Origin of the sequence: Shewanella eurypsychrophilus, assembly GCF_007004545.3 — a bacterium.
GTDB lineage: Bacteria > Pseudomonadota > Gammaproteobacteria > Enterobacterales > Shewanellaceae > Shewanella > Shewanella eurypsychrophilus.
Genome location: NZ_CP045503.2, coordinates 132,293 through 147,169, shown reverse-complemented (window position 1 = coordinate 147,169; position 14,877 = coordinate 132,293). Strand labels below are relative to the sequence as shown.

The following is a 14,877-nucleotide window of genomic DNA, read 5'->3' as shown; positions in this document are numbered from 1 at the left end:
CTCTATTACCATTAAAAAGGCCACAAGATGTTAACGTTAACACCTGCACAGATTAAACGTGCGCTATTGCTGCTTGTCAGCTTTCATATCCTGATCATTTGCGCCAGTAACTACCTGGTTCAATTACCCTTTCAAATATTTGGTTTCCATACAACTTGGGGTGCATTTAGCTTTCCTTTTGTCTACTTAGCTACCGATCTCACCGTGAGAATTTTTGGCCAGAGTGCAGCAAGACGGATAATATTTAGGGCCATGTTACCCGCCTTGGTCATCTCTTACTTAATGGGCGTCCTCTTTCATCAAGCCAGCTTTCAAGGGCTAGCTGCACTGTCTGAATTCAATAGTTTTGTATTCCGTATTGCCTTCGCAAGTTTTGCTGCCTATCTAATAGGTCAATTAATGGATATCACTGTCTTCGCTAAACTAAGGGACACTAAATCTTGGTGGGTAGCCCCTGCTGCTTCAACCTTAGTAGGGAATTTAGTTGATACCTTAGTCTTCTTTGGGCTGGCATTTTATGCATCTAGCGATAGCTTTATGGCGCAGCACTGGCCTGAAATTGCCACTGTCGACTATGGATTCAAACTTATCGTAAGCCTGTTTTTGTTCTTACCTGTTTACGGCATATTACTTAAGGTACTTGAGCAAAGAATCATCAAATCTAACTCGCAAGCGACAAATTAACACTGACTAGCCAGATCAGATGAAGTGTGTTCGATTGAGATAATCTTTACACTTATAACGCTTGCCAAACCAGATGATAATGATTACTATTTGCATGCGTTCCAAGAACTCACTCTACCAAGCTAAGGTAAACACTTCATCTCTGTTTTAATTAGCTGACTATTTAATTAACTTTTATCAAGAGTTAACTAAATAGCAAAGTTAAGCGAGTTTCGCAAAGCACGACATTGCTCACACACTCTTATAGCCGGGATACTTTTTATCCCGGTATTTTTTTGCCTGATTTTTATTGAATAATCATCTGCTTGAAGATTTTTGTTCTCTTATTAAGCAGAGAAATCATTCAATGTATTCTAGATCGCCTCATCAACCAAATACGCCCCATGACACCATGGAAACTAAAACCTTTTGCAACAACAACTTAACTAGTTTGGAGAAGTTAACAACAAAATAAACTCAATTTTGTTCAAATATTACTTGCCAACCTTAATGATAATAATTACCATTTGCATGCGTTCCAAGAACTCACTCTACCAAGCTAAGGTAAACACTTCATCTCTGTTTTAATTAGCTGACTATTTAATTAACTTTTATCAAGAGTTAACTAAATAGCAAAGTTAAGCGAGTTTCGCATAGCACGACATTGCTCACACACTCTTATAGCCGGGATATTTTTTATCCCGGTATTTTTTTGCCTAAATTGCCAAGCTTCATCCATACCACAACTTTAATACCGAACAATAATCTAATCCTATCTTTACATAAAATACATATAAAACACTTGCACAAACAAATGATAATGATTATTATTTACGTGCGTTCCAAGAACTCATTCTTACTTATGTGATTCACCTATGTTTCATGTCATAGGTTTATGATTAAGTTGAGTTTGCAAAGCACGACATTGCTCACACACTTTTATAGCCTGGATATTTTTTCCAGGCTTTTTTTGTCTGTAAACTGCAACTCATGCCTTGTTCTCAACGGTTTTAGCTGCGCAAATTGATCAACACGGACTTATCCAGATAGGTATAAAAAAGCCGCTATACAAGATAGCGGCTTCATGTCGATACACTTAAATGGCCATTACTACTTACACTTAAGTACCATTAAAGTGCAAACCTTCGTAAGGTGTATCTGTCTGCTCTTCTTTAGCTTTATGGTATAAACCTATGGTGAACAAGGTGCCTTTACCTACGGTAGAGCTCACCTCAATCGTACCGCCTATACGTTTAATAATACCGTAACTGAGCGACAAGCCTAAACCTGTACCGTCCTTTCTAGTGGTATAGAAGGGATCGAAAATTCGACCGAGTTGCTCTTGAGGTATACCTTTACCTTCATCTTCTATCTCTATCTTGACACCGATCGGCTCATCATTTTGAACCCAGTCATAAGTACGGATCCAGATCCGCCCCTGTTCATCCATTGCATGTGCGGCATTAACCACCAGATTGATTAGCACCTGTAACAACTGAGGTCGATTCACTTCGATTGGATAACTGGCATTTAGATCCTGATTCAATAACACTTTCTGGTCTTGAATAGAGTGCCTGACCAGCACTAGCATCTCTTCGATAATGGGTGTTAGCTGATGCATCTCCAGCGGTGCATTAAACTCTCCAGGGCGACTGTACTGCAGCAGGCTGCGAATGATAGTACTGATACGACCGACCTGCTGTATAACCAGATCAATCTCCTCTTCCACCACATCTGCATTATCACCCAATTCGAATTTTAATAACTCCATATTACCTAAGATAACCGCTGTTGGATTGTTGATCTCGTGGGCAATCCCCGCCGTCAATTCACCTAGAGCCGTTAATTTTTCATTGACCACTAACTGTTGTCTTGTTTCATTCAGTAATGCGACGTTATTTTGCAACTCTTTAGTTTTCTCTTGCAAACTTCGTGTTCGTTCTTCAACTTTCACTTCCAGCTGCTCTGATGCAGCCTGGATCTGGGAGTTTCTGCGCTGTAATAGATCCAACATACGATCAAATTGCTCTGCAAGGTTAGATAGCTCATTATCACGCTCTAAGCCAAGTGAACCTATACGTAAATTACGGCCAGATTGGACCGCTTTGACTACATGATGGATCCGCTCAATCGGCTGCAACAAGCTATAGGCCCCCCTATAAACGAGTAGACCAGATACTAACAAGACCAACATTAAGATGGTCCCTAGCTCAATAATATTAAGTAGGTAATTATGAATAAACGGTGATTCAGAAAAGCCGGTATAAATCATACCGATACGTTTGCCATGAATATCCACCAATGGTGAATAGGCAGAGATAAACCAGTCATTAAATACAAATGCTCTATCTACCCAAAGTAAGCCTTGAGATAACACTTTTAGCTTTACCTCTTCTGACACTAAACTGCCTAACGCTCGTCCTTGGCTTTCATCCCCTTGAGGAAAAAAATGTAAGGGTACATTGGTACTGATCCGAATATTATCGAGAAAAATAGTGACGGTGCCGATTGAGCGTTCAGGTAGCGTACCTTTGTCGTAAACAAGATCACGAATATGATCAACAATGCGAATGTCTCGGTTAAATAAAATCCCGCCATCTAGATACCAAGCAACATTACCTTGCAAATCAGGGATAGGTAGCAAGCTCCGGCTTAACATCCCCCTATTCTCCACTGCTTTAGTCGGTTTCTGGGATCTCGGGGTTTCAACCAGAGAAATGCTGGCAGTTTTAACCATCTCTGAATCGATTCTGGCTAATCTGCTTGGCCCTAACACCATTAATCCAGAAAAGGCGTCATTACCTTTTACTTTAGGCAGCATAAAGCGTAAATCAGGATCTGCAGCGGCTTCAGCAACACTCACTAGACGTAAAAAATCTAAATTTAGTCTCTGTTTCTTTTGCTCTAAAAAGAGTTCTATAGAATGGCGAGAAGCAATAGATCCTAGGTCTATTTGTCTAAATTGATTTTGAAACTCCCATGAGCTCATCACCAACTCTAGCTGTTTTTCTTGACTTTGTTGCACCGAAACCAAGGTGTTATTGGCCACAGTAAGATCAGCTTTAACTTTCATAAACAGCTGCTTACCTGTATAGCTTATATTCCAGTAAATAGTAATAAATACTAAACTAACTAAAGTTAATAATATGGGTAGCAAGGTCAAAATAAGAATTCTATAGCGAACCTTTGCCCGCATCTGCTGCCATCTAATACTAAACACCCGAGGAAAGAAGGACACGTTATATCTCCTCAGTTTTTTCAGTACCAAGCCACTCTTTGTACTTTCGGTCTAAGGTTTTTCTTGAAACCCCCAGATCTCTAGCCGCTGCGGATTTATTGCCTTGATGAGCATCAACAACTTGCATCACATGATGCTTTTCAACTTCCTTGAGTCCCCAATCCAATGGGTAACCAGATTCTGTAGCCGATTCCGTTTTTGGCTGCTTCTTCCAATATTCTGCAGGCGGCTTACCCAGCAAGATACAGCGCTCAATCATATTTCTCAGCTCTCTGATATTGCCTGGCCATTCATACTGTTGCAGTTTAAGCATATCCTCATGACTCCAAACCACCTCTTTAACGCCCAATTCTGCCGCAAGTTGTAGCGTGAAGTGATGCGTTAATTCCACCACATCCTCCGGACGTTCTCTCAATGGTGGGATCACGATATCTAATACATTTAAGCGGTAATACAGATCCCTTCTGAAATTACCCAGCTCCACTTCTTCTGCAAGCTTTCTATTGGTGGCTGCTAATACCCTAACATCGATATTAATCTCTTTTTCACTGCCTACTGGACGAATCGTTCTCTGCTCTAATACCCGTAATAGTGCAGTTTGCATCTTAAGGGGCATCTCTCCGATTTCATCAAGGAAGATTGTGCCACCAGATGCAAAACTAAATAGGCCTTCTCGATTTCCCTTTGCGCCAGTAAATGCCCCTGCAGAATGTCCAAACAGCTCACTTTCTAATAGCTCCGGGGCTATCGCACCACAATTAACCGGAACAAACGGTCCTTGTCTACCACTAAGCAAATGCAATTGTCTGGCCACCAGCTCTTTGCCTGTGCCAGATTCTCCTTCAATCAAAATCACCGCATTAGTTGGGGCTACGCGCTCGATAACATGTTTAACTTCCTTCATGGCATCACTACTGCCAATGATGGTAGATGACTGCCCAATAGACACTTCACGGCGTAACATTAAATTTTCACGCTTTAGCAGGCGACGCTCGATACAGCGATCCACAGCCTTCATCATCTGCTCTAAATGAAACGGTTTCATGATGAAATCAGAAGCACCAGCTCTAAGTGCCTTTATGGCGACGTCCATATCGGCATAGCCGGTCATGAAAATAATATCTGAACGACGCTCCTGATCATCTAAAGCTTCATGCCATTCGATACCCGAACGACCCGGTAGACGAATATCGACAATAAGCAGATCGAAATGACATCGACTTCTTAGCTGCTCAGCATCTTCGACGCTCGATGCGGTCTCAACCAAGGCAAACTTTTTGGACAGGGCTTTTTTAAGGAAGCTACGCATTCCAGGCTCATCATCTACAATAAGCACAGAAACAGCTGACGGAAGTGGTTTGGATTCTTTTTTAGTTTGGCTCATATTGTCTTCTTTAGGACATTTTGACTCATGTATTGCTGATTCTAGCACCAAGTCAGCGAAAATAGGTCACTGTGAACCAAAGAATGCGACGCTTGGGACAATCTGTCTGTATGCCTCCGATAAAGATTGCGAGTCAGCTCACACTTTCGACCTTGCTGTGAGACCTGTATAACTAGATGCAACTTGGCATTGAACTTGCTAAATATTAGAGAAGAAATTGATGGACGACTTCATATGGCAATGGGTCCTCTTATTAGAATAGCCAAGGAGCAAAAATGTTAAACCTTAAATCTATCTTCAGTATTGCGTTAGCCGCAACATTAGTGACGGCCATGCCAGCACAAGCTGATGAGATCATCAAACTAGCCACAACAACAAGTACAGAGAATTCAGGTCTACTGAAAAATTTACTGCCGAAGTTTGAAGCTGAATCGGGTTATCAGGTACAGGTCATAGCAACAGGCACAGGCAAAGCGTTAAAATTAGCGCGTCAAGGCGACGTCGATGTCATCATGACACATGCACCAGCAGCTGAAGCCAAATTTGTCGATGAAGGCTTTGGACTTATGCCTCGTGGCATAATGGAGAACGATTTTGTGATCTTGGGCCCTAAAAATGACCCAGCTAAAATCCGCAGCAGTAAGACAGTAGAAGAGGCATTTGCTAAAATAGCTAAGTCTGGTGAGGTCTTCATCTCTCGTGGAGATAATTCAGGCACTAACATGAAAGAACTGATCATTTGGAAAAATGCCAAAGTAGATCCTTCTTTCACAGGTTATAAGTCGGTCGGCCAAGGTATGGGAAAAACGCTACTTATGGCCAACGAACTACAAGGTTATACCTTGTCAGATCGTGGTACTTTCGTGGCTTATAAGGCTAAACTTGATATGGCTATCGATTTTGATGGTGGTTTAGCACTAGCTAACCCATATCAGATCATGCTAATTAACCCAGCTAAATACCCTGATCTTAACCACAAAGGCGCCAAGGCCCTTAGTGATTGGTTGATTGGTGCCGAAGCACAAGGCATGATCAATAGTTATAAAGTTCAAGGTGAGCAACTATTTAAGGCAACTTATAGCGAATGACTCTAAAGTTCTGGTTAAACAGCTTTCTAAAATACTCTGCAGCGGACACATTTAAAGGTCTGAATATGCCGTTATCTGAATTGGTCTACCACAGATGAATGAAGGCTGGTTAGCCCTTATACAGCAGGCCTTTGGCCTGTTGTTTTCGTTGGACCCCGAAGTGTGGTCCATTGTTTCCGTCTCTTTTTCTGTATCTTTTGCAGCGCTATTAATCACCTTGCTGCCATCGATGATACTGGGATTTGTGCTGGCATTTGGCCGCTTTCCTGGCCGCTGGATAATCACGAATCTCATCCAAACACTGCAATCTATCCCCACTGTTGTTATCGGGCTACTGGTCTATCTGATGCTTACCCGCATGGGGCCATTAGGCGATCTCAGGTGGCTATTTACTCAAAAAGGCATGATCTTGGGTCAGATGATGATCTGTGCGCCAGTATTAGTCGCCATGAGTCAGGCAGCCTTCACCAGTGTAGATCGCAGAGCTTGGGAGACCTCCCGTACATTAGGCGCCTCTTGGCTTAAAGCCATATGGACCGTCTGTAGAGAGCTAAAAGTGCCACTGATTATGGCTATTGTTGCAGGATTCAGCCGTATTCTGACCGAAGTGGGTTGCTCAATGATGGTCGGTGGTAATATTGCCGATGTCACCCGAAATATCCCAACAGCTATTGCACTTGAAACCAGCAAGGGTGACTTTGCTCAGGCTATCGCTTTGGGTTTAGTGCTGCTTATACTTTCTCTGGTACTCAACTTTACTTTGGGCACCCTTAGGGGTAAAGCCGAACCGAGGAGCCATTAACTTATGGTCAAGTTGATAGCACAAGATCTCGAAATGTACTTTGGAGAGAGACAGCTTTTTAGTGTCGACAGGCTAGAGCTCTCTCAAGGGCAGACCATTCACCTACAGGGTGACAACGGTTGTGGTAAAACGACGCTGATGAAACTGCTTGCAGGCCTTATTTCCCCAACAAATGGAAGTATCACTGGCCAAGGATTTGCTCCTCTTCCTTGGTGGCGCTCAAACCCTCTGTTGGGTAAAGCAGTTTACCTGCATCAGCACCCATATCTGTTTGATGGTAGTGTTGAGTACAACCTCAATTACCCTCATCCATTTTGCAACATGAGTAAGGCTGAGCTAAATACCCGAACAAACAGAGCCATCGAGATGGCAGCACTGACTCACCTAAGAACACAAGCTGCCTCCAGCCTATCGGGTGGTGAGAGACAGAGACTTGCTATAGCTCGTGCTTGGATAATGCAACCTAAACTACTCATGTTAGATGAGCCAACCTCTAATATGGACCAATATTCACAAGATCTGGTATACACTATGATCTCCGAGCTACAGCAACTTGGCACTGGCATGTTAATCAGTAGCCACCAAACTTGTTCACTCACCCGGTTATGTGACCAAACATGGGAAATTAGTCAACAAGCTGTTGTATCATCGGTCCAGCTAAAACCAATACCTAGTAATGCAGCTATCAACATACAGGACTCCGAATATGTCACTGCAAATTAATGCCGTTATCCTCGCTGGAGGAATGGCTCGACGTATGGGTGGAAACGATAAAGGTCTGGTTGATCTTAATGGTCAGCCGATGATAAAACATGCAATTGATCGGATAAAACCTCAAGTTAAGGAGATCCTGATCAACGCAAATCGCAATCATAGCAGTTATGCTGAATTTGGTTATCCCGTAGTCAGTGATGAAGACTCCGGATATCTTGGCCCTCTTGCGGGAATGATAACCGCCATGGCTCAGACTAACGCGGACTATCTGTTAGTCGTTCCTTGTGATTGCCCACTGTTACCTACCGATCTGGTATCACGTATGCTTTCTCAACTTGAAAGCCATGATGCCGATCTTGCGGTAGCCAGTGATGGAAAAAGAGAGCAACCTGTCGTGATGTTGCTCAAGCCTAGCCTAAGAGATTCGATGAAAGCATTCTTAGATGGAGGCGAAAGAAAAATAGATTTTTGGTACGCAAAACATAACTGTGTGGTGACTGATTTTTCAGATCAACCTAATGCCTTTGTTAACGTGAATACGCCAGAACAAAAACAACAACTTTCTGAGGCAATTGCCAAATAAAATTTTGAGGTATAAATGAGCATTCCATTTACCAATCCGCTGTCTATTCCAGTACTCGGATTTTGTGCCTATAGCGGCACAGGAAAAACCACCCTACTCAAGAAATTGATCCCGGAGCTAAATTCTCGCGGGGTAAGGCTAGCGGTAATTAAACACGCTCATCATGATTTCGATGTGGATATTCCAGGTAAAGATAGTTACGAAATGCGTAAAGCCGGTGCTCGCCAGATGCTTGTTGCCTCACATGTGCGCTGGGCCTTGATGACAGAAGATGAAGTCGAAGGTGATCCAAAACTGCCACATCTCTTGCAACAGATTGAACAAGACAAAGTTGATATTGTATTAGTCGAGGGCTTTAAGAAACTTGAACTGCCTAAGATTGAGCTTCACAGAGCCGCTCACGGCAAGCCCTTTATACACACTCAAGATGACAATATCCAAGCTATCGCCTGCTGTGAAGACACCCAAGTCCCAAGTGATCTGCGCCGTTTAGATATTAATAATGTCGGCCAGATTGCCGATTTTGTTATCGAGTATACGAATCAATATAAACATTGCCCAACCTCTCTGCCTTTGGCACCCTCATGCGGCTGTGAACTTGATACCAGTAAAACACTGTCGGTTCGCCAGGGAATAGACCAGATTCTCACCTATGTTAATCCAGTTACTGACTGTGAACAGGTAGCATTAGATGAGCTCAATGGCAGAGTACTTGCCCAAGATGCAGTATCGCCAATCGATGTACCTCAACAGACTAATTCAGCAATGGATGGTTATGCTTTTAATTTCTCCGAGCCTATGCTTGCAGAGTACAAGATAGTCGCCGACGTCATGGCGGGTCATCAATATGATGGCACATTGAAAAGTGATGAAGCCGTTCGCATCATGACTGGGGCAACAGTGCCTGCTGGTGCTGATACTGTACAGATGAAAGAGCTAGCTGTAGACACGGGTGACACCGTAAGCTTTCAGGGTGAGATAGAGTTAGCACAACACGTTAGACTGGCCGGCGAAGATATCGCTAAGGGCAGTTCAGCTCTTAGTGCCAATAAGCGCTTACAAGCACCAGAGCAGGGACTACTTGCCTCGCTCGGATTTGGCAAACTCCCCGTTTATAGACGACCAAGAGTTGCTGTATTCTCAACAGGTGATGAAGTTTGTCAGCCTGGGGAGCCACTCAAAGCGAACTGCATTTATGACTCAAATCGTTTCACGATAAAATCTATGGTGCAAAAGCTTGGCTGTGAAGTGATTGATCTAGGCATCATTCATGATTCTCAAGCAGCTCTCGAAGAGACCTTGAAGCAAGCAGCTATTGATGCCGATGTAGTCATTAGCTCTGGCGGTGTCTCTGTTGGTGATGCCGACTTTATCAAGCTTGCTTTAGAGGAAGTTGGCCAGATCAACTTCTGGCGTATCAATATGCGTCCAGGTCGCCCACTCGCATTTGGTCAAATAGGCGATAGTCTCTTCTTTGGCCTACCCGGTAACCCTGTCGCTGTGATGGTCTCCTTCATGCAATTTGTGCAGCCTGCGCTGCGTAAGCTCGCCGGTGAGAAAAACTGGCAGCCATCGCTGATCCCAGCCATCGCAGATTGTACTATGCGCAGCCGTATTGGCCGCACCGAATTTACCCGTGGTATCTATCATTTAGGTAGCGACGGTAAGCTACACGTATCAACAACTGGCGCACAAGGCTCAGGGATGTTGAGCTCCATGGTAAAAGGTAACTGTTTAGTCGTTGTTGGTGAGAAAGACGAGCAGTTAAACCCTGGTGACACCGTTTATATTCAACCTTTCGCCGACCTTCTGTAGGCTCAATTGTAGGTATGTAGTATGAGTTTGATCGTCGACACCTTTGGTCGCAAGGTTGAGTACTTGCGCCTTTCCGTTACCGATAGATGTGATTTTCGTTGTGTGTATTGCATGAGCGAAGACCCTTGCTTTCTTGAGCGCGAACAAGTGCTCAGTTTAGAAGAGCTGGCTTGGGTCGGTCAGGCATTTACCGAGTTAGGCGTAAAGAAAATTCGCCTCACTGGTGGAGAGCCCCTAGTGCGAACAGATTGCGATAAACTGGTCAAGTCACTCGGTTCACTGCCAGGTTTGTCTGAGTTATCTATGACCACCAATGGCTCGAGATTGACCAAGTTTGCAGAGAAGATGCGTGACTCGGGTTTAAGCCGTCTCAATATCAGCTTAGATACCCTAAAGCCCGAGCTGTTCACTGAACTGACCCGTAACGGCAAGGTTGAACGAGTGATAGCTGGGATCGATGCAGCTAAAGCTGCTGGCTTTAATCGCATTAAGATCAATGCCGTCATCTTACGTGGTCAAAACGATGATGAGGTACTCGATCTTATTGAGTTCTGCCGCGATCGTGAACTTGATATCGCCTTTATCGAAGAGATGCCGATTGGCGTTATCGATGAGCGTAAAGAGAGCCGCCACTGTAGCAGTGAGGAGGTTAAATCGATTATCTCTGAGCGCTACGAACTTATGGTGTCAAACAAGCGCACTGGCGGGCCAGCGCGTTACTACACTATGCCGGGAAGCTCAATCCACGTCGGCTTTATCTCACCTCATAGCAATAACTTCTGTCATGAGTGTAATCGTGTACGCGTTACTGTTGAGGGACGTTTATTGCTCTGCTTAGGTAATGAACACTCGGTCGATCTCAAGGCGATTGTCCGTCAGTACCCTGGGGATATTGAGCGACTAAAAACCGCAATTTTAGATGCTATTAAGCTTAAGCCCAAAGAGCACCTGTTTGGTGAGAAGGGTGATACTCAGATACTGCGCTTTATGAATGCCACAGGCGGTTAGAAACAGAGGACGATTAGAGCAACTCAAATGCTGCAAGGTTAATCGCTTCATTTGAGTCGCTGTCATCTCGAACCGTACCAGAGAAAATAGCTGATGGTTTGTGATCTCATAGACTGCTAATATCTATTACCTTCGCCTCAAGATCTGAATCTACCGACATGGCTTTATCACGGAAAAAGTGGAACAATATTATCATCATTATAACGATTTTGATGATATCCATACTGACTCTATTAGATAGAAAAACAGCTAATATCCCCGATGATGCCACGCCACTTTTCGATGAAAAATCTCCTTTAACCCAACTACAGATCGATAAACTCTGGCTTAACAAGGGAGCTTCTAGTTGGCAATGCCACCCCAATGTTCTCAACTGTCAGTCTTGGGCCGAAGCTTGGAGTCATATTCATTTATCAGCGTTAGATCAACAGTTTGAAGCTGTAGACAATGAAGCAGCCAAAAAAATTGTGATCCAAATAGCCGATAAATCTCAACCTCAGTTATGGCGATTTTTTGCGAAGTCAGGCTTACTCGAATCACCGGCTAAAAACTGGTATCAGATCCCACCGAGTCAACGTGAGGCATTAACTCCGATCATCAAAGCAGAAGCTTTCATTGAGCCATAGAGCCAAGATTAAGCCTGCTCATTTACAAAATTTATCAAGTAGAGAATCAATATGCCTGAGCTACCCGAAGTTGAAGTCACCCGCCAAGGAATAACGCCTCACTTAGTTGGGCAACAAGTTATCGGTTTAACCGTGCGTAACCCCAGCCTACGCTGGCCGGTACCAGACATTGCACAGCAGGTTGTCGGACAAGAGATACGTAACGTCCGCAGACGTGCCAAATACCTGCTAATCGATACCGATGCAGGAACCACTATTGTACATTTAGGCATGTCAGGTAGCCTTAGAATTGTGCCGAAATCGACACCAGTAGAGAAGCATGATCATATCGATCTAGAGCTCGCCAGTGGCAAGGTACTCAGATATAACGATCCTAGACGCTTCGGTGCCTGGCTTTGGTGTGAATTACCAGAAGAAGCTCACCCATTACTGTCAAAACTTGGCCCAGAGCCTCTAGAAGGTCACTTTCATCCGAGTTACCTGTTTGACTCACTCAAAGGCAAGAAAAAAGCGGTCAAACTCTGCTTAATGGATAACCATATCGTGGTAGGTGTGGGCAACATCTATGCTAACGAAGCCCTGTTTGCCGCAGGAATACACCCGCAAACTGAAGCCGGTAAAATTGATCTGGAGCGCTTAACCATACTGGTAACTGAGGTAAAAGAGATATTAGCGAGTGCGATTAAGCAAGGTGGCACCACCTTGAAGGATTTTACCAATGCCGATGGCAAACCTGGATACTTTGCTCAGAAACTGCACGTATATGGCCGCGGAGGAAAAACCTGCACTCAATGTGGCAACTTGCTTAGCGAAATTAAGCTAGGACAGAGAGCGACGGTATTCTGCGGAATATGCCAACAAAGATAAAGTGTGGATAGGGTCCTAGAACCTAGTTCCTAGGACCTCATGCTTTCTAGAATCTATATTCATACGTGCCAAACAGACTCGCATCAGACTCGCTTTCTTGCGCTTCAAACTCAGAACGAGAAACAGTGCCACCAACACTCATCATGCCCTGCCAAATAGGCATACGGTAGCTAAGTTCTAGCATTAATAAGTCTTCTTTTGGAGGCTGGGGAGCCCAGCCATGAGCGGGGCTAGCGCCATCATTATTGAGCTGCGCATATCGAAGGATAGAGGTGATCCCTTTACTATCAGAGAACTGGCCAATCAAGCCCAATGCATAAACTTTAGCATCACTGTCGTAGGTACTGCCGTAGGCTCTGCCATAATAACGTGAGCCACTCTTGTAAGTGCTATGCTCGTACATACAATTAAAGACTGTTGGGTCCTCACCACAGAAAACCATGGTATTTGTATACTCAAAGAACAACTTATACTGCGAGTTATCGAATGCAAAACGAGTGTCAGCTCCGCCTAGGCTAGCACAATCAACAATATCCCAAGGCGCAGAACCTTTAGCATCTTCGCAAGTACGCTCATAGTAAACGCCAAAAGGTACATTAAACCAGGTATCACTGAAGCGAATATCATAGCCAGCCATCTGGTTACCATAGTTTGTGCAACCCGCCTCACCTGCGCCGCGGCAATCTCGCTGACCCGTTATCGACTTGAATGCGCTCTCAAGGGTACATTCTTCGCCTTCACCACAGAATTGAGTTGACCATGAAAAGCCAACCTCTAACTGTTTAAATGGACGTAGAGAACTTCTGAAATTCCACAATAGTGGCTTAGAAACCGCCCGCTCTTCTTCCAGCTGACTGATGCCAGCAGTTAATGTCCATGGGCCCAACCAGGAAAGCCAAGGCGTTTCAAAACCGGCAGCATTATTTCGGCTTACCATCACAGAGGGTAAAGGCCGGGCGTTATTTGATCTGTGTAAGGCTGAATCAAATCCAGGTCCCCACCATTGCTCGATCGCGCCAGCAGTAAAAATCCAGTTTCCCCAAATCATCGCCATGTAAGAACCATCGAGACGAAACGTTTCACCATCTATAGGATCGTAGTGCGCTGAGGCTGACATTTTAAAGGCAAATCTATCGCCCATATATTCATGGGAAACTTGTAAATCACCTTGCTCACGGTAATCGGAGCCAAAATGCTGGAAACGAGCGGCGTCCGTCGCTGCAGCAAGCTTGATACTGGTATTGCCACGATTACCCACGGCATTGCGGTAATAATAATTAACTCGTGTATATGCCTGCGCCAGGTCTGGAGTTAGAATTGACGCTTCTGTTTTTGCTAAATCTACACCGATCCCAGCCCACATTAACGGGTAAGTATTGACCGGCACGGTAATGACACCTGCATCGGCTAAAGCTTGAATATCTGCTCGCAAGTAGATATCAGACACATCAACCCAAGGTGCAGCCGTTACAGGAAGCGTTAGCACAAAACTTAGTAGTAATAAGATCTTGGCAAAATAAGAACGAACAAAATTCATCATAGTATCTTAACTACTTAACCTTTTTTAACAGGGCCTTGCTCACTTCGAAGTGAACAAACTGACTCACATCACCACCATGCAATGCGACCTCTTTTACCAGTGTCGATGAAATAAATGAATTTTCTTCTGCTGGGGTAAGGAATACACTTTCTAGATCTGCACTAAGACGACGATTCATGTTGGCTAACTGGAATTCATACTCAAAATCAGATACAGCTCTCAAGCCTCGGACTAACACACTGGCCTCTTGTTCCTTAGCAAAATCAACTAACAAGCCAGTAAAGCCTACCACTTCAACATTATTTAAATGTGAAGTAACCTTCTTGATTAATTCAACTCGCTCTTCCAGCGTAAATCTAGGTTGCTTGGAAGGGTTCGCTGCGATACCTATGACAACATGCTTAAACAGCTTTGCTGCACGCTCAATAAGATCGGTGTGGCCATTAGTAACAGGATCAAATGTTCCTGGATAAATTGCTTTTGTATGCATAACGAGCTAACCATCCAACTAAAATTTCTGATAAGTATCAGGTGTTTCACATTGATTTA

The 14,877-nt window shown here is 44.0% G+C and carries 13 protein-coding genes; 9 read left to right on the top strand and 4 right to left on the bottom strand.

From position 1 onward, the window contains the following. Positions 1–27 precede the first annotated feature (27 nt). Positions 28–684: a 7-cyano-7-deazaguanine/7-aminomethyl-7-deazaguanine transporter gene (locus tag FM038_RS00685; protein ID WP_142873137.1), complete on the top strand. Its 657-nt coding sequence runs from the start codon at positions 28–30 to the stop codon at positions 682–684. 1,099 nt (positions 685–1,783) lie between these two features. Here the strand turns inward: FM038_RS00685 and FM038_RS00680 are convergent. Both FM038_RS00680 and FM038_RS00675 read right to left on the bottom strand, forming a co-directional pair. Further along, positions 1,784–3,859: a sensor histidine kinase gene (locus tag FM038_RS00680; protein WP_419555635.1), complete on the bottom strand. Its 2,076-nt coding sequence runs from the start codon at positions 3,857–3,859 to the stop codon at positions 1,784–1,786. Positions 3,860–3,902: 43 nt separating this feature from the next. Further along, positions 3,903–5,285 (bottom strand): sigma-54-dependent transcriptional regulator, encoded by a 1,383-nt coding sequence (locus tag FM038_RS00675; protein ID WP_419555609.1) that lies wholly within the window; start codon positions 5,283–5,285, stop codon positions 3,903–3,905. A 275-nt stretch (positions 5,286–5,560) separates the two neighbouring features. Here FM038_RS00675 and FM038_RS00670 point away from each other — a divergent pair, with 275 nt between their 5' ends. From FM038_RS00670 to mutM, 8 genes are all read left to right on the top strand, one after another. Beyond that, positions 5,561–6,373: an ABC transporter substrate-binding protein gene (locus FM038_RS00670; protein WP_142873139.1), complete on the top strand. Its 813-nt coding sequence runs from the start codon at positions 5,561–5,563 to the stop codon at positions 6,371–6,373. Between the two features lie 94 nt (positions 6,374–6,467). Next, positions 6,468–7,175, top strand: a complete 708-nt coding sequence (locus tag FM038_RS00665; RefSeq protein WP_142873140.1) for an ABC transporter permease — start codon at positions 6,468–6,470, stop codon at positions 7,173–7,175. Positions 7,176–7,178: 3 nt separating this feature from the next. Next, positions 7,179–7,898: an ABC transporter ATP-binding protein gene (locus FM038_RS00660; protein ID WP_142873141.1), complete on the top strand. Its 720-nt coding sequence runs from the start codon at positions 7,179–7,181 to the stop codon at positions 7,896–7,898. After that, on the top strand, positions 7,882–8,472 hold the full coding sequence (mobA, locus tag FM038_RS00655) for a molybdenum cofactor guanylyltransferase MobA (RefSeq protein WP_142873142.1): 591 nt from the start codon (positions 7,882–7,884) through the stop codon (positions 8,470–8,472). The genes FM038_RS00660 and mobA overlap by 17 nt, the downstream gene beginning before the upstream one ends. Positions 8,473–8,487: 15 nt before the next feature. Beyond that, positions 8,488–10,287, top strand: coding sequence for a bifunctional molybdopterin-guanine dinucleotide biosynthesis adaptor protein MobB/molybdopterin molybdotransferase MoeA (locus tag FM038_RS00650; protein ID WP_142873143.1), 1,800 nt, complete (start codon positions 8,488–8,490; stop codon positions 10,285–10,287). 21 nt (positions 10,288–10,308) lie between these two features. After that, positions 10,309–11,295 (top strand): GTP 3',8-cyclase MoaA, encoded by a 987-nt coding sequence (moaA, locus tag FM038_RS00645; protein WP_142873144.1) that lies wholly within the window; start codon positions 10,309–10,311, stop codon positions 11,293–11,295. A gap of 158 nt (positions 11,296–11,453) precedes the next feature. Next, entirely contained in the window at positions 11,454–11,921 is a 468-nt protein-coding gene (locus FM038_RS00640) for a hypothetical protein (RefSeq protein ID WP_142873145.1), read from the top strand. A 51-nt stretch (positions 11,922–11,972) separates the two neighbouring features. Further along, positions 11,973–12,788 (top strand): bifunctional DNA-formamidopyrimidine glycosylase/DNA-(apurinic or apyrimidinic site) lyase, encoded by an 816-nt coding sequence (gene mutM / locus FM038_RS00635; RefSeq protein WP_142873146.1) that lies wholly within the window; start codon positions 11,973–11,975, stop codon positions 12,786–12,788. Between the two features lie 46 nt (positions 12,789–12,834). On the opposite strand, the gene FM038_RS00630 is transcribed toward mutM, so the two are convergent. Together FM038_RS00630 and coaD are read right to left on the bottom strand one after the other, a co-directional pair. Further along, positions 12,835–14,328, bottom strand: coding sequence for a capsule assembly Wzi family protein (locus FM038_RS00630; RefSeq protein ID WP_142873147.1), 1,494 nt, complete (start codon positions 14,326–14,328; stop codon positions 12,835–12,837). A 10-nt stretch (positions 14,329–14,338) separates the two neighbouring features. Beyond that, positions 14,339–14,818, bottom strand: a complete 480-nt coding sequence (gene coaD / locus FM038_RS00625; protein WP_142873148.1) for a pantetheine-phosphate adenylyltransferase — start codon at positions 14,816–14,818, stop codon at positions 14,339–14,341. Between the last annotated feature and the right edge of the window lie 59 nt (positions 14,819–14,877).

Bases quoted from the DNA above. Each gene is read 5' to 3' on its own strand.
- FM038_RS00685 (WP_142873137.1), top strand. From the start codon at position 28: ATGTTAACGTTAACACCTGCACAGATTAAACGTGCGCTATTGCTGCTT.
- FM038_RS00680 (WP_419555635.1), bottom strand. From the start codon at position 3,859: ATGCGGGCAAAGGTTCGCTATAGAATTCTTATTTTGACCTTGCTACCC.
- FM038_RS00675 (WP_419555609.1), bottom strand. From the start codon at position 5,285: ATGAGCCAAACTAAAAAAGAATCCAAACCACTTCCGTCAGCTGTTTCT.
- FM038_RS00670 (WP_142873139.1), top strand. From the start codon at position 5,561: ATGTTAAACCTTAAATCTATCTTCAGTATTGCGTTAGCCGCAACATTA.
- FM038_RS00665 (WP_142873140.1), top strand. From the start codon at position 6,468: ATGAATGAAGGCTGGTTAGCCCTTATACAGCAGGCCTTTGGCCTGTTG.
- FM038_RS00660 (WP_142873141.1), top strand. From the start codon at position 7,179: ATGGTCAAGTTGATAGCACAAGATCTCGAAATGTACTTTGGAGAGAGA.
- mobA (WP_142873142.1), top strand. From the start codon at position 7,882: ATGTCACTGCAAATTAATGCCGTTATCCTCGCTGGAGGAATGGCTCGA.
- FM038_RS00650 (WP_142873143.1), top strand. From the start codon at position 8,488: ATGAGCATTCCATTTACCAATCCGCTGTCTATTCCAGTACTCGGATTT.
- moaA (WP_142873144.1), top strand. From the start codon at position 10,309: ATGAGTTTGATCGTCGACACCTTTGGTCGCAAGGTTGAGTACTTGCGC.
- FM038_RS00640 (WP_142873145.1), top strand. From the start codon at position 11,454: ATGGCTTTATCACGGAAAAAGTGGAACAATATTATCATCATTATAACG.
- mutM (WP_142873146.1), top strand. From the start codon at position 11,973: ATGCCTGAGCTACCCGAAGTTGAAGTCACCCGCCAAGGAATAACGCCT.
- FM038_RS00630 (WP_142873147.1), bottom strand. From the start codon at position 14,328: ATGATGAATTTTGTTCGTTCTTATTTTGCCAAGATCTTATTACTACTA.
- coaD (WP_142873148.1), bottom strand. From the start codon at position 14,818: ATGCATACAAAAGCAATTTATCCAGGAACATTTGATCCTGTTACTAAT.